The sequence below is a fragment of the Alphaproteobacteria bacterium GM7ARS4 genome (assembly GCA_014332745.1).
Classification (GTDB): domain Bacteria; phylum Pseudomonadota; class Alphaproteobacteria; order GM7ARS4; family GM7ARS4; genus GM7ARS4.
Genome location: JACONL010000001.1, coordinates 509,508 through 534,905, shown reverse-complemented (window position 1 = coordinate 534,905; position 25,398 = coordinate 509,508). Strand labels below are relative to the sequence as shown.

Genomic DNA, 25,398 nt, shown 5'->3' with positions numbered 1-25,398 from the left:
ATCCCTTAAATCAAGAGTGTTGTTATGGGTAACGTCACGGGCTTTCTCGATGTTGAGCGCCAAAGCCGTCAAAAAAAAGAGGTGCAAGAACGCACGGCCTCTTTTGACGAGTTCATGCTCCCTCTCCCTCAGCATGTGCTGAACGCTCAAGCTGGACGCTGTATGGATTGCGGTGTGCCTTACTGCCATGAGGGCTGTCCCGTCCATAATGTCATCCCCGAATTCAACGACCTCATCTATCAAGATGATTGGCGTGATGCGTTGGATGTCCTTCACCAAACAAACAACTTCCCCGAATTCACAGGACGTATCTGCCCCGCCCCATGTGAAGCCGCATGCACCCTCAACCTCATCGACTCTCCTGTGACGATCAAGGATATTGAGTGCGCCATTATCGACTATGGATGGCAACAGAAATGGATCGCGCCACAACCACCAAACGTCACAATCCATAAGCATGTCGCGATCATCGGCTCGGGACCCGCTGGCATGGCATGCGGGCAACAACTCACGCGTCAAGGCTTTCACGTCACCATCTATGAAAAACAAGCATTCTGTGGGGGCTTGCTTCGTTATGGTATCCCCGACTTTAAGCTCGATAAAAAACATATCGAACGACGCATCGAACAAATGCGCGCCGAAGGAACGGAATTTAAAACGCAATGCCATGTGGGAGACGACATCCCTTGGCGAGAGATGGAAAAACGCTATGACGCCATCGTTTTCGCCATGGGCGCGGAAGTGCCGCGTGATTTACCCATCGCTGGCCGTCACGCCCAAGGGATTCACTTCGCTATGGACTTCCTCACCCAACAAAATAAGCGGGTGGCGAGAGAGACAATCCACAGCGCCCCCCTCCATGCCCAAGGCAAACACGTTATCGTCATTGGCGGCGGCGACACAGGCTCAGATTGTATCGGCACAGCCAACAGGCAAGGCGCGCTCTCCGTCACCCAATTGGAAATTTTAGAAAAACCGCCCCGTCATGAAAATAAGGCGCTGGAGTGGCCCTACTGGCCAACCAAGTTACGTAGCTCTACCTCCCATGAGGAAGGCGCGTCAAGACTCTGGGCGGTGTCATCTCAAGGGTTTCTCCTCGATGACAGCAAAGACCATGTTGTCGCCATAGAACTCTGTGACGTGACGTGGGAGAAAGACTCTGACCATAGACGCCATATGAACATTGTGGGCGCGTCAAAACGCATTCTCAAAGCCGATATGGTGTTGTTGGCCATGGGTTTCCTCCACCCAACCCATACGGGCTTATTGACAGAGGCGCGTGTCTCTCTCGATGAACGTGGTAATATCAAGGCAAATACGACAGACTATCGTTCGTCCCAACCCCATCTCTTCGCATGCGGCGACGCACGGCGCGGACAATCTCTCGTGGTCTGGGCGATAAGGGAGGGAAGGCAATGCGCCGATGCCGTTGCCCGTCATCTCATGGCATAAAGCACCTGTCTCTTCCTGTCATCTATCATAGGTATCATAGGCTTCCCTCGACTTGCCTTTATGACGCCCATCATGGTATATGAGGGTATGTGAGGTAGTATGAGGGTATGAAGGTGTGACAGCATGGAGGTGTGAAGACTGGCGCTGTTTATGCCGTAGTAGCTCAGCTGGTAGAGCGGTACATTCGTAATGTATAGGTCGGGGGTTCAAATCCCTCCTACGGCACACGGCACCATGCGCAAACCGCCACACCCCCTGAGAAGGCGTTCACAGCACAGGCTATGCTGCCTTAATCAATTTCTCCACCTCTTGCATGGCGTGGTCCTCCCCGACCTTCTCGACGGCGGCATATTCCCGCGCTAAACGATTGAGCGCCGTTTGGTAGATCTGCTTCTCTGAGTAGGACGGCTCACCCTCTTCGCCTCGCCTCGACAGGTCGCGCAAGACTTCGGCAATGGACATGGGGTCACCCGATTGAATTTTGGACTCGTATTCTTGAGCGCGACGACTCCACATGGCGCGCTTGGATTGCGGCGGGTCGCGCAAAATATACAACGCCTTTTGTATCCTGTCTTTAGAACTCAAGCGCCGCAAACCCAACGTCTTCGCCCCCTTGACCGGCACCCGCAACGTCATATGCTCGCAACTGAAGTCAATGACATAAAACTGCATGGAGACGCCATCAAACACCGCATCCTCAACATCGGTAATGCTCCCGACACCATGAGCGGGATACACAACAACATCGCCAACTCGATACCCGCCCCGCACAGAGTTTTTCTTCTTGCTCCCTTCGCTGCCCAACACTGCCTCTTGCTTTTTCATCGTCACGTCCTTCTCCATGGTTGTCCCCCCCCTTTTTCATCGCGTCAGCCTCCCTATGCACCCCCATCCCTCTGAGCCCCACGAGGACTAAATTCGTTCTTGAATTTGTCCTTCACGTCACGCCACGCATCAGCATCCGCTGGCGGCGTCCCCATACGCGTAATGTTCGGCCATTTCTCAGCATATTCACGATTCATCTCAACCCAATCCCCTATCCTCGAGTCATTGTCTGGAATGATCGCCTCAACGGGACATTCAGGCTCACAGACGCCACAATCGATACACTCGTCTGGATGGATCACAAGCATGTTCTCGCCTTCATAAAAACAATCCACAGGACACACCTCGACACAATCCATATATTTGCACCGCACACAATTCTCCGTCACCACATATGTCATTCTTCCGTCTATGCCTCACAATCACACATTATCACACATCACACGATGCCCTATCAGACCCTGTATCCCACATATGTTACTATAACGTTCTTTTTTGAAAAAGCAAGCTCACGAATCACAAAGGACAAAGCAAACGCCACATAACGCCACACAATGTCAGGGCGCGCCTCGCCACGCCATCCCCCCTACAAGTGCACACCAGCTTTAGGAGGGCGACGACTCTGCCGCCAGACGCATCAAGAGCGCCTTCGCCAAACGCCCGTATATTTGCGCTTCCACACCATCAGGGTCAGAGATAATAAGGGGTGTGCCAGAGTCGCTCGCCTCACGCAACGCCATGCGAAATGGAATCTCGGCAAGAACATCCAAGCCCAGGGCCGCTGCCTTTTCCCGCATGACATTCTCGCCAAAAAGGAGGGATTCCTTATGACAATGGGGACAAATAAATGAACACATGTTGTTGATGAAGCCAAACACCGGAATACCGACCCGCGTCAGCATGTGATACCCCTTCATGGCATCATAGAGAGCAACATCCTGAGGCGTGGACACGATGACAGCGCCCGTCACATCAAAACGTTGAGCAAGAGTCAGTTGCACATCCCCCGTCCCAGGGGGCATGTCGATGACCATCACATCGAGAGACCCCCACGCTACATCACGCAACATCTGTTGTAATGCGCGCATCACCATAGGCCCTCGCCATATCAACGCCTCTTGCTTGTTCGCAAGCATCAGCCCAATGGACATACAGGCAATGCCGTGACGATAAAGAGGCACGATCTTCCCATTGGCATCCTTGCTGAGCTGTCCTTGCAAGCCCATCATCATCGGCACAGAAGGACCATAAATATCGGCATCTAATAATGCCACGCGCTTATTCTGCCTCGCCAAGGCCAGCGCCGTATGGACTGCTGTCGTCGATTTGCCAACGCCCCCCTTTGCACATGTGATAGCAAGACGATAACGCACATCAGGCATCAAGATTTTTGTGAAAGAAGACTGCTCCCGCATACGCCCCTCCCTCATACGCTCATGGCGCTCATGGGTACGCTCATGGGTATGCGCCTGCGATGGTGTTTTCTCTGCTGTCAGCACAACCATGATATTTTGCGCCATGAGGGCTTTCACCACAGAATCATACGTCCGATGGTCGCGATGTCCGATGTTGATGATGACATGGGTACGTCCATCGTCCCCCTTCTGGACATGCTGGACCATCTCTTCGAAAAAAGGCACACCGCCACAGGACTGACATACAGAGCCTATGGCGGTGGCAATATCCTGTTTCTCCTGTGGTGTGACCATTTTTCTCCCTCGAGACGTTGACAAGGCTTGCCTTCTTCGTGCACATACAATATGTTATCCCTGTATAGGGCTCAAGAGCACACATCACAAGGGGGAGGGAAAGACGTGGTGGAGGAAGGCAATAGAGCGCTATAGCGTCAAAGAGGAAACAAAAAGGACGATGGCACGCTGTTTGCATATATGGGTAACGCACATGGATGGCGGGCATGATGGGGACAACACCAACCTATGAACACACATGACGTATGAATACTGACCCGTGGGGAGAAAGTCCCCAACAGCATAGTGGCGGCGGCCATCGCACACGTCACAATTCGACATCGAAGAAGGAGACTCCCTTCGAGAATATCCATCGCTGGTTCTCGTCTCCAGAGAATAAGTTGCCCATCGGCTGGATTATTCTTGCAGCCCTGTTCTTGTGGTTAGCGAGCGGACTCTATCACGTGGACACCGATGAACAGGGTGTCGTCCTACGTTTTGGGAAATGGGTGAGGACGACTCCGCCGGGCTTGCATGTTCATATCCCCTATCCTTTCGAAGAGGTCTATCGGCCTAAGGTGACGCAAATCAACCGCGTGGAAATAGGCTATCGAGGCGAGACAGAGAGGGATAGACGCTCTAGCCGACAAATCCCCGAAGAAAGCCTCATGTTGACGGGGGATGAAAACATTGTCGACATTAACTTCACCGTCTTCTGGCGTATCTCTGACGCTGGGAAATATCTCTTTAACATACGCAACCCTGAACAAACGGTGAAGGCTGTCGCTGAAAGCGCTATGCGTGACATTATCGGACAAAATGATATTGAATATACGCTGACTGAGGGGCGAGGCGTCATCGAGCAGGAAACCCTTGCCCTCACGCGCTCTCTCCTCACAGAATATGGGAGCGGCGTCGAGGTGACAAAAGTCCAACTCAAGAAGGTTGACCCGCCAGAGCAAGTCATCGAAGCATATCGCGACGTCCAGCGGGCAAAGGCAGACCAAGAACGTATGCGTAACGAGGCAGAGGCGTATCGCAATGATATTATCCCTAGGGCGCGCGGACAGGCAGAAAAAATCATACAAGAGGCAGAGGCGTATCGCGAAGAAGTCGTGGCGCGCGCCAATGGTGATAGCGCTCGTTTCCTTTCCGTCCTCAAATCCTACCAAGAGGACAAAAGTGTCACGACCGAACGTATCTATATCGAAACCCTCGAGAATGTCTTGTCTCAGGTGGATAAATTCATTATCGATAATGAGAATGGCGCTTCCGTCATCCCCTACCTTCCCCTCACAGAACTAGACAAAGAACGAAAAAGAGATAGGAATTAAGATGTCGCGCACACTCCTTGCCTTTATTATCCTGTCAGTGCTGTCGGTCTTCGTGACGGCAAACATTTTCTTTGTCGTCTCGGAAGGACAGCAGGCGATCACCCTCCAGTTTGGTGAGCCTATCAAAGTCACACAGGAGGCGGGCTTACACAGGAAACTCCCCTTTATCCAAAATGTCGTCTATTACGAAAAACGAGTCCTCGACTATGACCATCCCAATGAAGAAGTCATCGCGAAAGACAAGAAACGCCTCGTCCTCGATACCTATGTCCGCTATCGCATCATTGATGCGCTGGAATTCCGTAAAACGGTGCGGAGTGAGGGCGCTGTGCGTCAGCGTTTGAGCTCTACCGTGTCGTCATCCCTACGTAACGTTGTCGGTGGCTTGAATATGGAGAAGCTCCTGTCATCAGAACGTGTGGAAGCCATGTCCATGATTAAGGGGCGCGTCAATAAAGAGGCGGAATCCTTTGGGATAGAGATCGTGGATGTGCGTATTCGCCGCGCCGACCTTCCCGCCGCCAATAGCCAAGCCATCTTCGAGCGCATGAAAAGTGAGCGCGAACGAGAAGCAAAGGAATTTAGGGCGGAGGGGGCAGAATTGGCACAACGTATTCGCTCTAAAGCCGAACGAGACCGCACCGTCATTCTGGCAGAAGCGCAACGCGACTCGGAAATCATACGCGGTGAGGGAGACGCCACCGCTATCACCATCTATTCCGATGCCTATGGGCGCGATAGAAACTTCTTCAGCTTTTACCGAAGCATGCAGGCATACGCGAAGTCTTTTCCCAAAAACTCGACAACGATGGTGCTTTCGCCTTCCAGCGACTTCTTTAAACACTTTAACACACAGCAACGTCCCGCGACGAGATAACACGCATGATGTCTAGACCCACCCCCTTCTTGCCCACCCCCTCGCCTATGAAAACCCACGCCGCCACCATAATGGTGATGATGATTGTCGGCATGGTGACGTGTTTTTCCTCTTCGGGTATCGCCCGTCCCCAATTCGATGAAGGCTTTTCTGACCTCTCGGCGCGCCTTCTTCCCTCTGTCGTCAATATCTCCACAACCCAAGAAATCGATGCGCCTTCAGGACATTTTCCTCCCTTCATGTTTCGCCTGCCTCCGGGCTCGCCTTTCGAGGATTTCTTTAATGAATTTGGACGAAATTTTGGTGGCTCACGCCCTGAAAAACGCAAGACCCACTCTCTTGGCTCTGGCTTTATCATCGATGCCGAGGGCTATATCGTCACCAATCACCATGTCATTGCCAACGCCACAGAAATCACCATCATCATGCATGATAACAGCGAATATGAAGCGGAAGTCGTGGGGAGAGACGACAAGACAGACCTTGCCCTCTTGAAAATTGACGGCGACAGAGAATGGCCTGCTGTGACCTTTGGCAATTCCGATGAAACACGGGTGGGTGATTGGGTGCTCGCCATCGGCAATCCCTTTGGCTTGGGTGGCACCGTCACTGCTGGCATCATCTCGGCAAGGGCACGAGACATACAATCTGGACCCTATGACGATTTCTTACAAACCGATGCCCCTATCAATAGCGGGAATTCAGGCGGTCCTCTCTTTAACCTCGATGGGGACGTCATTGGCGTCAATACTGCTATTTTCTCACCTGGTGGCGGTAATGTGGGGATTGGCTTTGCTGTGCCGTCATCGCTCGCATCGACCGTTATCAAGCAACTCAAAGAGTTAGGGCATACAAGACGAGGATGGCTGGGCGTCAGCATTCAAACCGTGACGGACGACATTGCCGAAAGTCTGGGGATGGATGAAGCGACAGGCGCTCTCATTATCAAAGTCAATGAAGGACAGCCAGCAGATAAGGCGGGCTTGAAAACAGGCGATGTCATCCTCGAATTCGACGGCAAAAAAGTCGAAAATCCACGCCAACTCCAACGGGTTATTGCCGAAGCAGAAATTGATGACGACTCAACCATCGTCCTATGGCGCGATCGCGATATTATCAACCGCTCCGTCACGGTCGGCAATCTCGAATTCTATGAAAGAAAAAATCAGGGCGCAAGAGCAAGGGCCAAGACAAACGACTCCGATGATAGTATCATCCTCGATGATATTGGTATCGAAGTCGCCCCCATCGACCAAGAGCTTCGTCGCCGCTACGACATCGATACGGGCGTGCGAGGCGCCGTCATCGTTAATGTCAAGCGCGACAGCATCGCCGCGAAGTCTGGACTCACCATCGGCAACGTCATTGTCGGTGTCGGACAAGACCCCGTCAGTGGACCCAGCGACATCGCCAACTATGTGGAGAGCATTAAAAGACAGAACAAAGCCATTCTCCTCTTTCTCATACGCTATGGAAATAGCGAGCAATTTATCACCTTAAAAATCAACTGACCTATGGTGGACACTCCTTGAGACACCATCCTTCACACCCTCTCAGCGACCACCACAAGAAACATATCCTATCGCACCGCCTCCATGGGCTCGTCATCACAGGGCCCACAGCCAGCGGCAAGTCGCATGTGGCGTTCGCTCTCGCCCAACATGTCAATGGCATGGTTATCAATGCCGATGCCATGCAAGTCTATCGAGATATTCCTATTATCAGCGATGCCCCCACAAGAGTCATGGGGCTGAAAGTCCCCCATAGGCTCTATGGTTTTGTGGAGGCGCGACAGACATTCTCAGCCCAAGCATGGCGTCTTTGTGCCATACAGACCATAAAACACGCCCATCAATGTGGATACATGCCTATCCTCGTGGGTGGCAGTGGCCTATACCTCAAAGCCCTGTTTCAAGGCTTGGATAGGATACCGCCCATCCCCAACGCCATACGATGTGCGGTGCGTCTTATGGCACAGACGACCCATAAGGATAGGAAGGAGGACAGACAAGCTTGGCACAGCGCTCTCGCCCGTATTGACCCTCTGTCGGCAGCGCGCATTCATCCCCATGACCGCCAACGCCTCGCCCGCGCATGGGAAGTCTTCCTTGCCACCCATACGCCACTCTCAACATGGCAGAAAAAACATGACGGCACAGAGAAACCATATGGACGCCACAGGCACAACTGGCATGTCGTTCAGCTCCACCCGCCACGTTCTGTCCTGTACGCACGTTGCGATAGGCGCGTCCGACATATGCTATCGAGGGGCGCATTGAACGATGTTCGAAGACTCCAAGCACAACATCTTGACCCTCAATGTCCCGCCATGAAAGCCTTAGGCGTTCGCCCCCTGATGGATGTCCTGAACAAACGACTCTCCATAGACCAAGCCCGCGCCATCATCCAACGGGACACCCGCCAGTACGCAAAAAGACAATATACGTGGCAGAAAACGCAAGGATTACGCCCGTCCATCATCATCCGCCACATCCCCCTCAGAATTCTCACAATCCATAGCGCCACATGGTGTCGCGCCATCCTCCACAGGCGTCTCTCACCCCAACATCCCATCCAATTGTAAGGCTTTCCTCTTGTGTCTATGGGACATGTTACCTATACTATATCATGTCGATAACAACCCTTGCTGAGGCCCTTGTCTCTCATGTCTCGTTCTGTGCCTTCCCTCACGACTCTCACAAAAGATGCCACCCTTTCAGGCGCTGATATTGTATGGCGTGTCCTGTGCGAACAGGGTGTCGAGGTCATTTTTGGCTATCCCGGCGGGGCTGTGTTGCCTCTCTATGACACGCTCTTTCAGAAGGACGACATGCCTCTACGGCATATCCTTGTCCGCCATGAACAGGCAGCAGCCCATGCGGCAGAAGGGTATGCGCGTTCCACAGGAAAGGTCGGCATGCTCCTCGTAACATCTGGTCCGGGGGTGACGAACACCATCACAGGCTTGACGGATGCCTTCATGGACTCCATTCCTATCATCTGTCTGAGCGGACAGGTTGCCACCCACCTCATAGGAAGCGATGCCTTCCAAGAAGCGGACACCGTCGGAATCACGCGCCCTTGCACGAAGCATAACTATCTCGTCAAAGATGTGCGTCTTCTGGCATCGACCATACGCGAAGCCTTCCATGTCGCCACGTCTGGCCGCCCTGGCCCCGTCATCATTGATATTCCCAAAGATGTGCAGATCGCGACCACCCTCTATACGCCTCCTTCTTCCAAGAAAAAACACCGCTATGCGCCAAAGACACAGCCTTCTCTCTCTCGTATCGACGAGGCGGTGTCCTTGATGGCACAAGCACAGCGCCCTATCTTTTATGTTGGCGGAGGCGTCATCAATGCTGGCGCCCATGCATCAACCATGCTATGCCAATTGGTGCAAGAGACGGGATTTCCCATCACGCAAACCCTCATGGCGTTGGGAGCATATCCTACAGACGCGCCGCAAAGCCTTGGCATGCTCGGCATGCATGGAACATATGAAGCGAATCTCGCCATGCATGGATGTGATGTCATGATTGCTATTGGCGCGCGTTTCGACGACCGCATTACGGGATGTATTGCCGATTTCTCGCCTGACTCTCAGAAAATTCACATCGATATTGATCCTTCCTCGATCAACAAAAATATCCTTGTGGACATTCCCATTATTGCCGATGCTGGCCATGCCATCGAGGCGATGCTGCGCGCATGGAGACAACAACGGAAAAGACAAAAGACAACGCCATCCCTTGCCCCATGGTGGCGGCGTATCGAGGGGTGGCGCGCAAAAAAATGTCTTCATTACGAAAAAAGCGCAACGCACATTAAACCGCAATATGCTCTCGAACGTCTCAATCACCTCTTGTCAGACAGGGACGATGTCTATATCACGACAGAGGTGGGACAGCATCAAATGTGGGCTGCTCAATTTATGACATTCCGTAAGCCTCACCATTGGATGACATCGGGAGGGCTTGGCACGATGGGCTATGGCTTCCCGTCTGCCATCGGTGTGCAACTCGCCCATCCCAAAGCATGCGTCATCGATATTGCTGGCGAAGCATCGATTCTCATGAATATCCAAGAACTCTCCACAGCGATGCAATACAAACTCCCTGTGAAAATCTTTATCCTCAATAATCAATACATGGGGATGGTGCGCCAATGGCAAGAGCTCCTCTATGGGAATCGGCTCTCGCAATCTTATACGGCATCCTTGCCAGACTTCGTCCAATTGGCACAAGCCTTTGGCGCATGTGGCTTGCGGGCATCAAAACCTGACGATGTGGATGATGTCATTCATACCATGCTCTCTACGGATAATCTCGTCATTGCTGATATTCGTGTGGACCCACAAGAAAACTGCTTCCCCATGATTCCAGCGGGCGCTGCCCATAACAACATTCTCCTCAAAGAAGGCGATACGCCTACCCAAACAAGCGCTGAAGGCATGGTGCAAGTATGAACGGGCTGTCGTCGTCAAGAGACACATGAGTGATGGCTGAGGCGTCTTCTTCAAAAATGGCTGTGCTGTCTGTTCTTGTGGATAATGAGGCGGGCGTGCTGGCGCGCGTCATCGGCCTCTTTTCGGGGCGAGGCTATAATATCGAGAGCCTCACCGTGAGCGAAGTCGATGCCAAACGACACCTCTCCCGTATCACCATCAGCACCATCGGCAGTGAGCGCGTTATCAACCAAATCACGAACCAGTTGGAACGCCTCGTGCCCGTCCATAAAGTCTTCCATATGACGCCAACGCCACACCTTAGCGACGCCACCATCGCCAGAGATGCCGTTCTCGTCAAAGTATTCGCGCAAAAAGACACGATGGATGATGTGCTCACAATTGCTCGCACCTATTCTGCTGACCTCATCGCACAGACTCATGCCTTGTGTGTGTATCTCTTCGTCAGCACCCCTGATAAGGTAGAGTGCTTCATCAAAGACTTGCGTCTTGTGGCGCGCCTTGATATTTGTCGGTCTGGGATTTTTGCCCTAGACAATCATAGCGAAGACTATGTCACAAGACAACTCACCGCACACACGACCGACGACGTGCGTGCTTTCTCTTCATAAGTAAAGGAATAAACGACCATGCGTATTTATTATGACCAAGATGCCGATATCGGGCTTATCAAAAGCAAAAACGTTGCCATTTTTGGCTATGGAAGCCAAGCCCATGCCCATGCCCACAATCTACGCGAGAGTGGCGTCCAGCAGATCAAGATCGCTCTTCTTCCTCACTCTCTCTCTATCGCCAAAGCAAAAAAGGCGGGCTTTACGACATGCACGCCAGAAGAGGCGGCAGCATGGGGCGATGTCTTGATGATTCTTATTCCAGACGAGCGACAAGCCGACCTCTACCGTCACGCCATCGCACCCCATATCACCGAAGGGACAAGCATCGCCTTTGCCCATGGACTCAGTATTCACTTCAGACTCATAGAGCCACGTCCCGATGTCAATGTGTTCATGGTTGCCCCAAAAGGACCAGGGCACACCGTTCGAGCACAATATGTGGCGGGGGGTGGCGTCCCTTGCCTCTTGGCTGTCGCTCAAGATCCTTCAAAGAACAGCAGTGAGTTGGCTCTCTCTTATGCCGCAGCTATCGGTGGCGGGCGGGCGGGTATCATCGAGACAACATTCCGTGAAGAGTGTGAAACAGACCTCTTTGGCGAACAAGCTGTCCTCTGTGGCGGCCTCACATCCCTCATCAAAGCTGGGTATGACACCCTTATCGATGCGGGATATGCGCCAGAAATGGCGTACTTCGAATGTGTCCACGAGGTGAAACTCATCGTCGACCTTATCTATGAAGGTGGTATCGCCAATATGCGCTATTCTATCTCGAACACGGCCGAATATGGCGACTATACCAGCGGACCACGCCTTATCAACGACAGCACAAAAAAACGCATGCGCGCTATCCTCCATGACATACAAACAGGCGCATTCGTCAAAGAGTGGGTCAATGAAAATCAGGCAGGACAACCCTCCTTTAAGGCGCGAAGACGCCTCGAAGCAGAACATTCCATCGAGGAAACAGGAAAAAAACTACGCGCCATGATGCCATGGATCAGTGAGGACACATTGGTGGATAAAGAAAAAAATTAAGCTCACGCGAAGGCCATGAAGCACGTCTCTCACTTGGACAATCCCGCATTTTTCCTTATATTATCTATGGGGTGATGTGCTCCCGTCATGGGTTTGCGTCATAGAGGGGCATCCCTGTCAGTCATTCCTATCGGTCATCCTCATGTCATCCTCCTCCCATATCACCATTTTCGATACGACATTGCGCGACGGCGAACAATCACCGGGGGCCTCCATGACTCTCGAGGAAAAATGTAAAATCGCCCATCTTCTCTGTGAGATGGGGGTGGATGTCATCGAGGCAGGCTTTCCTGTCGCCTCTAAAGGCGACTTCCAAGCCGTCCAGCGCATCGCCCACGACGTCAAGGGAAGCGTCATTTGCGCCCTCGCACGAGCGCACATCAAAGATATTGATGCCGCTCAAGACGCCTTAAAGCCAGCCACACGCAAACGAATACACACGTTTATCTCCACCAGCGCCCTCCACATGAAGCACAAGCTCCGCATGACGAAGGAGGAAGTCTTAGACGCCATATCATCCAGCGTGTCTTACGCACGGCGATGGACTGACGATGTAGAGTGGTCGCCAGAGGATGGCTCACGCACCGACCATGACGTCTTGTGCCACGCCGTAGAAACCGCTATCAAAGCAGGCGCAACGACAATCAATATCCCCGACACCGTTGGCTACGCCATGCCAAAAGAATTTGCGTCCCTCATGGCCATGGTCAGAGAACGCGTGCCGTCCATCCATAAGGTCACGCTGTCATGCCATTGCCATAACGACCTTGGTTGCGCCGTTGCTAACTCCCTCAGCGCCATTGAGGCGGGTGTCAGGCAAGTGGAATGCACCATCAATGGCATTGGCGAAAGAGCAGGCAACGCCGCCTTAGAGGAAATTGTCATGGCGCTCAAAACACGCCACGACCTCCTCCCCTTTAGCACATCCATCGATGCGACAAAATTGACACGCGCCTCCCATCTCGTCTCTGCCATCACCAATTTTCCCGTGCAACCCAATAAAGCCATTGTGGGACGAAACGCCTTCTCTCACGAAGCGGGAATCCACCAAGATGGTATGCTGAAACATAGTGGCACTTATGAAATCATGACGCCAGAGTCGGTTGGCTTGAGTCAATCCGTTATCGTCTTAGGCAAACATTCTGGACGCCACGCCTTCGCCAAAAAAATCGAGGAGCTGGGCTATGGGACGGTGGACGAAAAAAGCCTCAATAAAGCGTTTGGACGATTCAAAGAGCTCGCTGACCATAAAAAAGACATCTTCGAAGAAGATATTATCGCCTTAATGGATGACGAAACGGCGCGCCAAAGCACACAGAGCGACCTCCTGTCCCTCAATGTGCGCTATGATAGCGACTCCCAATGCACAACCTCTATCACCATACGCCACCAAGACGAGACAATATCGGCCACCGCCACCGCCAATGGCGTCATCGATAGCCTCTTTTCCGCCATCGATAAGGCCATCCCGCATGACGCAACGCTCTCCCTCTATCAGGTAAAAGCCATCACCCAAGGCATAGACGCCCAAGCCGACGTCACCGTCCGCCTCACCGCCCATGAACAAGGCGTCGTGGGACAAGACGTCGTGGGACAAGGAATCGATACCGATACGCTCCATGCCTCAGCGCGCGCCTATATCCAAGCCCTCAACAAATTACAAAGAGCCCATCGCCACGCCACATCACTGGATGGGACGCACGGGAACAAGGCATCACGTCAAGAGGCTTTCGGTGGCATCTAGTCTTCGACTCTTGTGCTGACGACCCTGTCCCTATGCTCTCCAAATATCTCACAACCGACATCGGTATTGATTTAGGCACTGCCAATACCCTCATCTATGTCCGTGGGCAAGGCATTGTCCTCAACGAGCCGTCCGTCGTCGCCATCATCAAGCACAAGGATAAAATCCAGATTTTGGCTGTGGGCAATGACGCGAAAAAAATGCTTGGACGCACGCCAAAAAATATCCAAGCCGTACGTCCGTTGCGTGATGGCGTCATTGCCGACTTCGAAATCGCTGAGGCGATGATTAAGAATTTCGTGCGCCGTGCCTTGAAAAACCGATTCACACTAGGCAATCCGCGTATTGTCGTCTGTGTGCCTTCTCAAGCCACAGCGGTGGAGCGGCGGGCTATCCAAGAGTCCGTGGCTGTCGCTGGCGCAAGGCGAGTCTATCTCATCGAAGAGCCAATCGCTGCCGCTCTCGGCGCGGGATTGCCCGTCAATGAAGCACAAGGCTCTATGATTGTCGATATCGGAGGCGGCACATGCGAATTGGGAATCTTATCCTTAGGAGGGATCGTCTATGCATCATCCTCACGCACCGGCGGCGACAGATTCGATGATGCCATCATACGATTCGTCCGCAAAACCCATAAAATCCTCATTGGTGAGAATACTGCCGAACGTATCAAAAAAGACTTAGGCTGCGCATGCCCGCCCTTCGAGAGCACAATCCCCGATATGCCCATCAAAGGACGCGATATTGTCCGTGGCGTCCCAAGAGAAGTCGTGCTCTCACAGAAAGATGTGGCGGATGCCCTCAAAGACCCCCTCTCGTCCATCATCGAAGCCATACGCTCCGCCCTTGAACATATTGCTCCCGAACTCGCCGCCGATATTGCCGACCAAGGCATCGTCGTCTCAGGCGGCGGCGCCTTGCTCCGTAACATCGACGTCTATATACAAGAAGAAATCGGTATCCCTACCGCCATTGCCGAAGACCCTCTCTATTGTGTCGTCAGAGGAACGGGAAAATGTTTAGATAATATCGAAAAACTTAAAGGAGTCTTCGTACAGTCGCTCTAGCCATGATAGCCATGCCCATGATGGCCACCCCATAAGGCGTATCCTCCCGCCATCGCGCCCCCTCCTCGCCCCTCTGCCCTCCTGTGCGCTTATGTCTTTTCTGTATCGCCTTTTTCCTTACCTCACCATTGTGCTGAGTTTTTTCCTCGCCTTGTATCCTCCTTTATCCCAAGGGCTTCTGCCTTTCTTTCCCGTCACCGTCTTTGCATGCTGGTGTTTCTATCGCCCTCGCGCGCTCTCCCTATGGTTTATCATTCCATGTGTTCTCTTGATGGGAGTCGTCATCCTTTTGCCTCTCGGATTTTTCCTTGTCCCCTTCTTATGTACGCGTCTCATCATCGCCTATGGCACAAAAATCGTCTCTGTGGAGCATGTCGTGACTCGCTGGCTCGCCTTCGTCATCACATGCGCTTGTGTCCATAGTCTCTTCTGGGGCATGCTCGCCCTCTATCACGCACAAGGCATGGTCGTTATGCACGTCATCTTTTCCTTTATCGTCCAGAGCATCGTCTTCCCATGGGTTTTCTCGATGCTCTGGCATATAGACCGCTTTTTACACAACATGAGCCATGCCCATCGCACATCATAGGCATACCCCATGCCGTCCCGCCACAATGACAGCAACCCGTGACTTTTTTTCCTACAGAGATTCAATAATGCTTTCCTTTTTCTTCGCCTTTGGTATCATGCTTACGGCACAGACCCCTCAGGGGTCTTCGAACATCCTGTCGTGAGAAAGGAGGTGGTGAGAGACATCTATTGACTGGATTGGATACACAAGATTAAGGAACATAAGGGGCGCATAGCTCAGTTGGTAGAGCAGCTGACTCTTCGGTCATAAGGGGAGCGCCTTCGCGGAAACGCAAGGATGACAAGGTGTCAAAGTCGGGGAACCCTGACAGAAAAGGCCTGACAGAAACAGAATGCCTTTTCTTTGGCAATCCCGAGCCAAGCCACCCCACACAACCCCCCCATGTCGCTAGGATATGTCGTTAGGATATGTCATGAGGATATGTTGTGAGCGATATGTCGTTCGTGATATAGGGGATGTGTGGGACGGAAGGTGTAGAGACTAGACGGCACCCACCTACGGCAATAGACCTCAACGTCATGCTAGGGTGATGGGATAGTCCAGACCACAAAATCTTGCCTTCGATGCCTCGAAGAAAAGATGCGGCGATAAGCCGTCGTGGTACGTAATCAGCGGGTCCTAGGTTCGAGTCCTAGTGCGCTCACATTCTGTCCTCTTGGGAATCCTTCTTGCCATCGAAGAGTTTATACTCTAGGGCAATAAAATCATCTATCATCTTGCGCCATAGTCCCTCAACCATATCCTCGTCCACGCCTTGCGCCTTCGCATCCATGCGCATGCGCGCAATAATAGAGGCGATACGCTCCTCATCGACGATCTGCGACCTGTCCTTGAAGGTGACGGCTTGGCGGACATAGTGTGTGCGCTCCGCCAATAAGGCAAGTAACGCCTTGTCCAATCTGTCGATATGCTGACGCACCTCTCCTAAATGACGGCAACGTTTGATGTCTGTCATCGCCTTCTGTTACACCCTAATAGGCAAAATGCTCATAGACTTTTCTCATCTCTCGCTTGTGCTCTTGCCACAAGCCTATCACATCATCGGCTGGTGACACACCTCGTTGTGCATATTCTTGTAAAGGCTCTAGAAAAATGCTCTCATCCTGTCCATGACTATTCACTTTTCCTCTTTTCTTCAAACCCCTCACCGCCAATGCCAGAATCTCACGGGCAAAGACGGCCATACTGCCTTGTCCCAACGGCACACGCAACCCATCTTTGGGAATGTTGTGACGTAACATCCTATGACGTTCCATGCTCCAATCATGAATATGCTCTAAACATTGCTGACGCACCGAGTCGTCATAGAGCAACCCTACCCAAAAGGCTGATAAGGCACAGAGACGCTCGAGCGTGCCCCCATCGGCGCCGCGCATCTCGATGAATGTCTTGAGGCGCACTTCTGTAAAGATGGTGCTCATATGGTCTTTCACATCCTCTAATGTGGGATAAGTCCCTTCGAAACCCGCCAAGCGCCCAGCAATAAAATCACGGAAGGAACGGCCACGCACATCGTGATATGTGCCACCCCTACGCACAAAATACATCGGCACATCCAACAGATAGTCGCGATAGCGTGAAAACCCAAAATCGTCATCATAGACAAAGGGAAGAATGCCACAACGCTCATGGTCGGTATCCGTCCATACATGGCTACGATAGCTGAGAAACCCGTTCAAACGCCCCTCACTGAAAGGCGAATTGGCAAAGAGAGCAACAACAAGAGGTTGTAACGCAAGCCCTATCCGCATGCACTCCTTCATCATGCCCTCACTGGCAAAATCCAGATTCACCTGCACAGTGCATGTGCGCTTCATCATGTCGATGCCTAAGCGCCCCTGAGAGACCATATGCTGACGCATGATGTCATAGCGTCTTTTTGGCATCCATGGCACATCGTCCCGTTGCCATAACGGAAGAAACCCCAGCCCTAAGAGCCCTATATCCAATGTCGATGCGACCTCGCATGCGGCACGGATATGGCGGTGAATGTCGCGACATGCATGGTGAAGTGTCGCCACGGGATGGGCAGAAAATTCTATCTGTCCTCCGGGCTCAAGGGAAATGCTCCCAAAATCAGGCCTATGGATGGCGATGATATTGCCATCCTCATATATAGGCTCACCTCCCTCCTGTTTGAGATAGGCATGGAGAAAATTCTCGATGCTCGCCCCTTTCCCACGGTAGGCAACGGGTTTGAGAGTCCCTTTATGAAAGGGAAATTTCTCATGTTCAGTGCCAATACGCCATGCGTCCCTCGGTTTACACCCCGAACGTAAATAGGAGTCGATAGCCTTCACATCCCTTATGATGTCGACATCCCCTGTCTGTTGCTGTGGGCTCTGTTGTGCCACCAATCACCTCTCTCCCTCTACACCCGTTAATATGTCGCCCAAATAATTGCCCTGAAAACAAAGAAAAGCAAGGGTTATGTTGTGACGTAGCGCGCTCAACATACGTTCGACTCCCCTTGCGACTCCACGTGGGACTCGTGAGGCTCATAACATAGGCTCTTTCATCTCAGCGCTTCCACATTTTTTACATGAAGAGCGCGTTGGGGATAGGGGATGGTGATGTCATGGTCTTTAAATTTCTTCCAAATGCTGAGCATCACATCACTTCTGGGTTCTAATCTGCCCTCCGTCACATCGGCCACCCAGAAAAAAAGGAGGAGATTAACGGCGCTCTCACCAAACTCTTGTAGAAAGCACGTAGGCGCTGGCCTATCAAGACATCGCGGATGCTCCTTAGCCGCCTCTAAGAGCAACGCCATGGCTTTTTCGATATCGGACTCATACGAGACACCAATCGTGATGTCCAAGCGCCCTATGGTGTCACTGAATGTCCAATTTGTGACGCGATTGGTTATAAAATCCTCGTTGGGAATCATGATCTCTTTCCCCTCAAAGGTCTCTAACAGCGTATAGCGCGCCCCTGTGTGCCGAACAAAGCCATGAATGCCGTCAGCAAGCTCCACCAAATCATCATGTTCAATAGATTTCTCGAAGAGCAAGATCAAACCGCTGATGAAGTTAGACGTGATTTTCTGTAGGCCAAAACCAATGCCGATACCAACGGCGCCACTAAAAATAGCCAAAGCCGTCACATCTATGCCGAGCACATCGAGTCCAATCATGAACCCGAAGAAATATACGAAAATCTGGAATGCCTTTGTGATGAGCGCTTTGTTATTGGCTTTGATGCCTTTAATGGTTTTGATGCGCTTTTCGCCAAATCCAGACAATATGCCTGTGAGCCAAAACAGCATGACAACCGTGATCACCGCCTTGATGACGAGATAGACAGAAAAACGGGCGTCACCGATGTTGAAGGAGAGAGTGTCGGACTCTAGAAACGCCTTAATGGGCTGTAGATAGTCCAAGAACCCCAGTGACAAGAAGCCAACAAGAAAGAGAGTCAGCAAAACTTTTGCGACCCATGCCCGTGGCTTAAGCAAAAAAATCAAGGAAGCCATATGTCATCAAAAGATTTGACAAAGAAACACGCCATTGGCACAGATAGGACATGGACTTTTTTGAGCATGATACCCCCCATGATATTATGGCCTATAAGACAGATGTCTTAGGACAATTTTTTACCCCGCCAGACATTGTTGAGACGATGCTATCGCTACGGCAAAATGTCAACAGGGTGCTAGAGCCGTCTGCGGGCAAGGGGGCATTCCTGTCATGCTTGGAAGCAAGCGCCGTGGGTATTGAAATCGACAAAGACATAGGCCTGTCAGATGAGCGCCTCCTCTTCGAGGATTTCTTTGCGTATTCCCTCGATAACAGGTTTGACACCATTATCGGCAACCCGCCTTATGTGCGCTATAGGGATATCGCCAACAACACAAAAGCGATGCTCCCCATGACGCTGTTTGATAAGCGTAGTAACCTGTTTCTGTTTTTCATTGCGAAATGCGCTGACCATCTCGTTGACGGCGGTGAGCTGATCTTCATCACACCGAGAGACTTCTTAAAGAGCACCTCAGCAAGACAGATGAATGACATGCTGTATCGGGAAGGGTCAATGACGCATTATGACGAGTTAGGCGACGCCCATATCTTTGAGGACGCAACGCCTAATTGCGCCATATGGCGATGGGAGAAAGGACGCACCGACCGCCACATGACAACAGGGGGTTCTTTTCATTGTCGGAACGGGCAAATATGGTGCGGCGATGACCGCCCATACACCCAACTCTCAGACTTCTTTGATATAAAGGTCGGCGCTGTCTCGGCAGCGGATGATGTCTTTGAGAACGAGCGTTATGGCACAACCACCATGGTATGCTCCAGAACAGCAACCTCTGGCGAGACAAGACCCATGATTTACAACACGTGCCATCCTTGCCTGAAACCCCATAAGGACAGGCTGATACGTCGGAAAATCAAGACATTCAATGACTCGAATTGGTGGATGTGGGGACGGAATTATCACCACAGAAAAGGCGAACGCATTTATGTCAATGGCAAAACGCGCCACAGCAAGCCGTTCTTTGTCTCAGATATTGAGGCCTATGATGGGTCTGTCATGGCCTTGTTTCCTAAGCTGGACTTTGATGTAAGCAAAGCGGCGGACGCGTTGAATAAAGTGGACTGGCGTCAGCTTGGTTTTGTGTGTGATGGGCGCGCCCTCTTCACACAAAGAAGCCTTGCGACGGCGCCTGTGGGCATATGACGCTGCCACAAGACGTCATAGGTGCTTGTGACTTCTTGAGCTCTATTTTTTTAAAATCAATCTCTCTCATATCTCGAGGAATGTCAAAACTCTGTGACAATGAAGCCCAATCCTTATCCCTTATTGTTTTTATGGCCCCTAGATAGAAACTAACCCATATATCATTGACTCTCGAGTTAGGATAAACGCTATCTATGTTGCAACGTGCAATTCTCGCATAGTCCTCGTCCAATTCAAAACCTATGTATCTCCTGTTCAATTTTTTTGCTGCCACAGCTGATGTCCCCGTGCCAACAAATGGATCGAGGACGACATCGCCTTCATCCGTTGTCAACAAAATCATCCTCTCTAACAGATGAACGGGGAGTTGGCAAGGGTGCTTATGTCGAGACTTGGAATGCTTTATCCTATGTATATCAGACCAAACATCTGAAATGAGAGGCCCAAAAGGGTGCAGTCCTGCTTTTTTACCCCCATAGTCTTTTCTTAAGAAAGTGCTCTTCCTTTCACGCTCATGAGGCATTCTCAGTTCGTATATTTTTGCCTTTTTGTCTGATTTTGTATAGAACAGAACGCCGTAATGATTGGGTTGCAAACTTTTACCCATAGGAGACGTGGGAGCGTCCCACACAATCCAATGTCTGAAATGAGCCGTTTCATTTAATACGCCAGCATAGAAGGTTAGCCATCTTGGTATGTTATGTATGAGGACGGAGCCGCTAGGTTTCGTTACCCTCACCATGGCTTTTATCCATTCTGAGCACCAATCGATATACGTCTCAAGTGCCAAGCTGTCTTTGTACCCATTATATTGCTTCCCAAGATTAAAAGGAGGGTCGGCAAAGGTCACATCTACGGAGTCATTGGGTATCCTTTCTAGCAACTCAAGACAATCACCCTGAACGATTTTATTCATGTAATGTTCCAACATGACATCTACCCATCAAGAAATAAACTGAACCAAAAACTCCTCAAATCTTTTTAATTCGTCCTCACGAAAAGTAAAGACATCCTCATAAGCAGACACCATTCTTCGCAAATCCCCCTTCCTGACATACCAGCCTACTCCGTCAATAAAACCAATGAATCGGGATTCTGGATAATGTTGTTTAATAAGAGAGCCAATCGTAATTTCTGTTTTCGATTTATCACCTTGCCCTGATGACGTTGTCGTTAAAAAAGAACTCTCCACAATGACACGAGGATTGCTCTTGTTTGGAATAATGAAGTCCATGGTTCTTTTCGTTGCATGGGCATGACTCACAAGGTCACTGAGGTCGCCCGTCTCAAAAGTAACGTTGAGCTTGTTAAGCACGGCCTCTATAAGCACCTCTGCATTATTATCTTTCTTACCAGAATAACTTCCCTTTTCTTTATACCTTATGAGCGTATCTATCATTTCGGGAATTTCAAATCTTAACTTTGAGCTACTTAATTTTCTTAATTCAAAGAGAGGAATAGTCTGTGCCAAAAACGGGACAGTGCCTCCCTCAAAGAGAATGCTAACAACCCCCTTTCTAAAATACTTGTTTTCTCTGATTAATTTAAGAATTTGCGAGTCCGTCCATTCCGTCAGATTTTCCACAGATTCTTTTCGGCACCACTTATGCTTTTCGACCAAGACATTTAATTCTTTGTCGTCCTTGATACGAATTAACGTTATCAGACGTTTCAGCGTTTCATTCGACAGGCCAGTGAGTGCAAGTAATGCCCTTAAACCATGCTCCTTTTCGAGCAAGAGCTTTTCGCAAAACTCCTTGTTCAAGCCATGTGTATCTACTTCGTTCCGTAACGTTAACAAAATCTCTTTCAAAGAGTGCAAGTCGGCTTCATATCTCTCTTCAAAACATCTGTTATGGAAATAGAACGTGTTCTTTTCGATAACCGTTTTAAACTTAACATCCTGACCCAGTTCGCTCATACGTATACCCACTGACCAGAAGGAGACACCGAGCACTTCAAGCACCACTGGCGGAGAGGAAGGGATTCGAACCCTCGATACGGGTTAAACCGTATAACGGTTTAGCAAACCGTCGCCTTCAACCACTCGGCCACCTCTCCCTATTTTATCTTCGCCTCCTTAAAGACAACATGACGCCTCACCACAGGGTCATATTTCTTTAACGACAACTTCTCTGGCGTCTGACGAGGATTCTTGGTCGTCACATAAAATGTCCCCGTCTTCTCACTGCTCACCAATCGTATCTTAATCTTCGCTGATTTTGCCATGACACACGCACCTCATAGACACCCCGCCTCACTATGCCACATATCCCGTTTCTGTCAAGACGTTACGAAACATGTCACCCGCCACGCACGGGGTATGCTCATGAGGGTCACATCCCCGCCTTCTTGCCTGTCGCCCTCTTCCTTGTTGTCGTTTTTGTCTTTGTCTTTGCGCGCGTCTTTTTGACGTTTTCTGCCAAAAGGGCCAAAGCGTCCTCCAACGTATACGCATCCATCGTCTGCGTATCAATCCCTTTGCCTAAATAGGCGCGCTGTTTGCCATGAACAATGCAAGGACCAAAGCGACTCTTCTCGATGCGCACGACCCCTCCCTCATGGGGATCTGTCCCTATCTCCCTGATAATACGCGCTTTGCGTTTCTCTTCTGCCTCCGCCAATAAAACGACAGCGCGATTCATCCCTACCTCTAAAATATCATCCTCAGGGCGTAAGGAAGCATAGAGACCATCATGGTAAATATACGGACCATAAGGACCGTTGCTGACAACCATATCCCCTTTCTTCTGCGGATGTTCCCCTATGACACGAGGCAAAGCCAATAGACGCAATGCCGTCTCCAACGTCATCGTCTCAGGGGGATAGGCCGGTAAATTGTTCAAAGAAACCCGTTTCGGCTTTTTAGAGGAAGAGGGTTTACCCTCGCTTGTGCCATCCGTTGGGCGCTCCAATTGGATATAAAACCCATAAGGCCCCCTACGTAAACTCACATCGCCCTTCGTCACAGGGTCAACGCCCAGCACTTCATGGGGTGAGAGAATCTTCTTACCATCAGCGCCATCAGACGTGTCATCATGGGCGTTGTAGGCCTCGAAGGCGCGCGTATAAACACATTTAGGATAAAGAGAACAGCCAATGAAGGGGCCATAACGGCTGAGTTTAATCCCCAATGTGCCATCCTTACATTGAGGGCAAACACGCTGTGCCTCGTCCTCGCCAAACAAAAAAGACTTTAAGACGTCATTGAGAACATCGATAACCTCACGGGTCGGCATGTCTTTCGTCTTGTCAATGCTCTTCACAAAATCGCACCAAAAGTCACGCAAGAGGTCTTTCCACCCCTTCTCTCCCCGCGAGACTGCATCCAACTGGTCTTCCAATTGGGACGTGAAATCATTTTGGATATAGCGATGGAAAAAATTATCGAGGAACGCGCTCACAACCCGCCCGCGCACCGTCGCCGTGAAACGTCTGGACTCTATCGCCACATATTCCCTGTCCCGTAAAACACTGATAATAGAGGCATAGGTGGAAGGACGCCCTATCCCCTCTTCCTCCAATGTTTTCACGAGACTCGCTTCGGTGAAACGGGGGGGAGGCTTGGTGAAATGCTGACTCGCCTCCATCGACGCAAGCGCTAAAGCCATGCCTTGACGCAAGGGAGGAAGACGCCCTTCCTTCTTATCATCAGCCTTGCCGTCTTCACGCTCTTTATCCTCTTGATACAGACGCAAAAAACCATCGAAAAGAATCGACGAGCCGTTGGCGCGCATGACAGCTGACGACTCCTCACCACCTTCGCCATTGACAATATCCACACGGACGCGCTCCATACGGGCGCTCTCCATCTGGCTCGCCATCGCACGCCGCCATATCAACTCGTAAAGGCGATAACAATCACTATCGAGACGTGAACGCACAGCAGAAGGCATCACGCGACAATCGGTGGGACGTATCGCCTCGTGAGCCTCTTGGGCATTCTTCGCCTTCCCCTTATAGACAATGGGCGAGGAGGGAAGATACGCCTTCCCATAGTCCTTGACGATAAGGTCGCGTATGGTCTCTATCGCCACACGAGATAATGCGGTCGAATCGGTGCGCATATAGGTAATCAATCCCCCCTCCTCAGAACGCAACGCACTGCCGTCATAGAGCTTCTGCGCGATCGTCATGGTCTGCTTGGCCGAAAAGCCTAAAAGACGAGACGCCGCTTGCTGTAATGTCGATGTGATAAAAGGCGGATAGGGCTTGCGCTTCTCCTGACGTGCGACAATCTCCGCCACATGCCAGTGACATGCCGATAAGGCCTCCTTGATATGTTCTGCCTTCTCCTTATCAAGGTCAAACTGACCAAGAGCCTTGCCGCCATAGGACACAAGTTTCGCACGGATAGGATAGGCATCGCCCTCCGCTCTGGCCTTGTCGCGTTCATCAAAAAAATGGCCGTGAAGCTGCCAATACTCCCGAGGACGAAATAAGCCTATCTCGTTCTCCCTATCGCACACCATACGCAACGCCACCGATTGCACGCGACCCGCCGACCGACTGCCCGGAAGTTTACGCCACAAAACAGGCGACAAGGTGAACCCCACAAGATAATCTAACGCCCGACGCGCCAGATACGCCTCCACCAAGCGCATGTCGATGGCGCGAGAAGAGGAAAACGCCTGCACAACCGCCTCTTTCGTGATCTCATGGAATACAACGCGCCGCACACTGAGTGAGCCTAAAACACCCTCTTTGGCGAGAAACTCAACAATGTGCCACGAAATCGCCTCGCCCTCCCTATCAGGGTCTGTCGCCAAATAGACATGACGCGCATGACGCAAAGATGACGTGATGTCCTTGAGAGTCTTGCGCGCCTTCGCCATGACCTCCCACACCATGTGAAAGTCCTCGTCTGGACGCACAGAGCCCTCCTTCACAGGAAGATCGCGCACATGCCCGAAACTCGCCAAAATCCTATAATGCCCCCCTAGATATTTATGAATTGTCTTCGCTTTCGCTGGCGACTCAACAATCACGACATCCATCATCTTCCCGCCTATCACGAAT

The 25,398-nt window shown here is 51.2% G+C and carries 22 protein-coding genes and 2 tRNA genes; 13 read left to right on the top strand and 11 right to left on the bottom strand.

Going from position 1 to position 25,398, the window contains the following annotated elements; genetic code table 11:
- The first annotated feature begins 24 nt into the window (after positions 1 to 24).
- Positions 25 to 1,452 carry a glutamate synthase subunit beta gene (locus GDA54_02625; protein ID MBC6497201.1) on the top strand — a complete coding sequence of 476 codons (1,428 nt, stop codon included), beginning with the start codon at positions 25 to 27 and terminating at the stop codon, positions 1,450 to 1,452.
- 152 nt (positions 1,453 to 1,604) lie between these two features.
- Positions 1,605 to 1,677: transfer RNA gene (locus GDA54_02620), tRNA-Thr, on the top strand.
- A 54-nt stretch (positions 1,678 to 1,731) separates the two neighbouring features.
- Here the strand turns inward: GDA54_02620 and GDA54_02615 are convergent.
- The 3 genes from GDA54_02615 to GDA54_02605 form a co-directional block, all read right to left on the bottom strand.
- Complete coding sequence (locus GDA54_02615) at positions 1,732 to 2,277, bottom strand: CarD family transcriptional regulator (GenBank protein MBC6497200.1); 546 nt, start codon at positions 2,275 to 2,277, stop codon at positions 1,732 to 1,734.
- Between the two features lie 53 nt (positions 2,278 to 2,330).
- Positions 2,331 to 2,678, bottom strand: coding sequence for a ferredoxin family protein (locus tag GDA54_02610; GenBank protein MBC6497199.1), 348 nt, complete (start codon positions 2,676 to 2,678; stop codon positions 2,331 to 2,333).
- Positions 2,679 to 2,882: 204 nt separating this feature from the next.
- Positions 2,883 to 3,986, bottom strand: a complete 1,104-nt coding sequence (locus GDA54_02605) for an Mrp/NBP35 family ATP-binding protein (GenBank protein ID MBC6497198.1) — start codon at positions 3,984 to 3,986, stop codon at positions 2,883 to 2,885.
- A 245-nt stretch (positions 3,987 to 4,231) separates the two neighbouring features.
- Between GDA54_02605 and hflK the strand changes: the two genes are divergently transcribed.
- From hflK to GDA54_02555, 10 genes are all read left to right on the top strand, one after another.
- A complete protein-coding gene (gene hflK / locus GDA54_02600) occupies positions 4,232 to 5,299 on the top strand; it encodes an FtsH protease activity modulator HflK (GenBank protein MBC6497197.1) in 1,068 nt (355 codons plus the stop codon).
- Position 5,300: 1 nt separating this feature from the next.
- Positions 5,301 to 6,176, top strand: a complete 876-nt coding sequence (gene hflC, locus GDA54_02595) for a protease modulator HflC (GenBank protein MBC6497196.1) — start codon at positions 5,301 to 5,303, stop codon at positions 6,174 to 6,176.
- Positions 6,177 to 6,181: 5 nt separating this feature from the next.
- Complete coding sequence (locus tag GDA54_02590) at positions 6,182 to 7,687, top strand: DegQ family serine endoprotease (protein MBC6497195.1); 1,506 nt, start codon at positions 6,182 to 6,184, stop codon at positions 7,685 to 7,687.
- A 17-nt stretch (positions 7,688 to 7,704) separates the two neighbouring features.
- Complete coding sequence (gene miaA, locus GDA54_02585) at positions 7,705 to 8,760, top strand: tRNA (adenosine(37)-N6)-dimethylallyltransferase MiaA (protein ID MBC6497194.1); 1,056 nt, start codon at positions 7,705 to 7,707, stop codon at positions 8,758 to 8,760.
- 81 nt (positions 8,761 to 8,841) lie between these two features.
- Positions 8,842 to 10,644 carry an acetolactate synthase 3 large subunit gene (locus tag GDA54_02580; GenBank protein MBC6497193.1) on the top strand — a complete coding sequence of 601 codons (1,803 nt, stop codon included), beginning with the start codon at positions 8,842 to 8,844 and terminating at the stop codon, positions 10,642 to 10,644.
- A gap of 32 nt (positions 10,645 to 10,676) precedes the next feature.
- A complete protein-coding gene (gene ilvN / locus GDA54_02575) occupies positions 10,677 to 11,255 on the top strand; it encodes an acetolactate synthase small subunit (GenBank protein ID MBC6497192.1) in 579 nt (192 codons plus the stop codon).
- 18 nt (positions 11,256 to 11,273) lie between these two features.
- Entirely contained in the window at positions 11,274 to 12,293 is a 1,020-nt protein-coding gene (gene ilvC, locus GDA54_02570) for a ketol-acid reductoisomerase (GenBank protein MBC6497191.1), read from the top strand.
- Between the two features lie 142 nt (positions 12,294 to 12,435).
- The gene (locus tag GDA54_02565) at positions 12,436 to 14,037 is read left to right on the top strand and encodes a 2-isopropylmalate synthase (GenBank protein ID MBC6497190.1); all 1,602 of its coding nucleotides are present in this window, start codon (positions 12,436 to 12,438) and stop codon (positions 14,035 to 14,037) included.
- A 32-nt stretch (positions 14,038 to 14,069) separates the two neighbouring features.
- Positions 14,070 to 15,104, top strand: a complete 1,035-nt coding sequence (locus tag GDA54_02560; protein ID MBC6497189.1) for a rod shape-determining protein — start codon at positions 14,070 to 14,072, stop codon at positions 15,102 to 15,104.
- A gap of 91 nt (positions 15,105 to 15,195) precedes the next feature.
- Positions 15,196 to 15,693: a hypothetical protein gene (locus GDA54_02555; GenBank protein MBC6497188.1), complete on the top strand. Its 498-nt coding sequence runs from the start codon at positions 15,196 to 15,198 to the stop codon at positions 15,691 to 15,693.
- A gap of 643 nt (positions 15,694 to 16,336) precedes the next feature.
- On the opposite strand, the gene GDA54_02550 is transcribed toward GDA54_02555, so the two are convergent.
- From GDA54_02550 to GDA54_02540, 3 genes are all read right to left on the bottom strand, one after another.
- Complete coding sequence (locus tag GDA54_02550) at positions 16,337 to 16,651, bottom strand: chorismate mutase (GenBank protein MBC6497187.1); 315 nt, start codon at positions 16,649 to 16,651, stop codon at positions 16,337 to 16,339.
- Positions 16,652 to 16,667: 16 nt separating this feature from the next.
- Positions 16,668 to 18,008, bottom strand: coding sequence for a glutamate--cysteine ligase (locus tag GDA54_02545; protein MBC6497186.1), 1,341 nt, complete (start codon positions 18,006 to 18,008; stop codon positions 16,668 to 16,670).
- Between the two features lie 203 nt (positions 18,009 to 18,211).
- Positions 18,212 to 19,171: a mechanosensitive ion channel gene (locus GDA54_02540; GenBank protein MBC6497185.1), complete on the bottom strand. Its 960-nt coding sequence runs from the start codon at positions 19,169 to 19,171 to the stop codon at positions 18,212 to 18,214.
- 86 nt (positions 19,172 to 19,257) lie between these two features.
- Here GDA54_02540 and GDA54_02535 point away from each other — a divergent pair, with 86 nt between their 5' ends.
- Positions 19,258 to 20,379, top strand: coding sequence for a class I SAM-dependent methyltransferase (locus tag GDA54_02535; protein MBC6497184.1), 1,122 nt, complete (start codon positions 19,258 to 19,260; stop codon positions 20,377 to 20,379).
- Here the strand turns inward: GDA54_02535 and GDA54_02530 are convergent.
- From GDA54_02530 to topA, 5 genes are all read right to left on the bottom strand, one after another.
- The gene (locus tag GDA54_02530) at positions 20,339 to 21,310 is read right to left on the bottom strand and encodes a site-specific DNA-methyltransferase (protein ID MBC6497183.1); all 972 of its coding nucleotides are present in this window, start codon (positions 21,308 to 21,310) and stop codon (positions 20,339 to 20,341) included. The genes GDA54_02535 and GDA54_02530 overlap by 41 nt on opposite strands.
- Positions 21,311 to 21,322: 12 nt before the next feature.
- Positions 21,323 to 22,300 carry a hypothetical protein gene (locus GDA54_02525; GenBank protein MBC6497182.1) on the bottom strand — a complete coding sequence of 326 codons (978 nt, stop codon included), beginning with the start codon at positions 22,298 to 22,300 and terminating at the stop codon, positions 21,323 to 21,325.
- A 48-nt stretch (positions 22,301 to 22,348) separates the two neighbouring features.
- A tRNA-Ser gene (locus GDA54_02520) sits at positions 22,349 to 22,440 on the bottom strand.
- Positions 22,441 to 22,608, bottom strand: coding sequence for a 50S ribosomal protein L33 (gene rpmG / locus GDA54_02515; GenBank protein ID MBC6497181.1), 168 nt, complete (start codon positions 22,606 to 22,608; stop codon positions 22,441 to 22,443).
- 107 nt (positions 22,609 to 22,715) lie between these two features.
- Positions 22,716 to 25,379 (bottom strand): type I DNA topoisomerase, encoded by a 2,664-nt coding sequence (topA, locus tag GDA54_02510; protein ID MBC6497180.1) that lies wholly within the window; start codon positions 25,377 to 25,379, stop codon positions 22,716 to 22,718.
- Positions 25,380 to 25,398 lie beyond the last annotated feature (19 nt).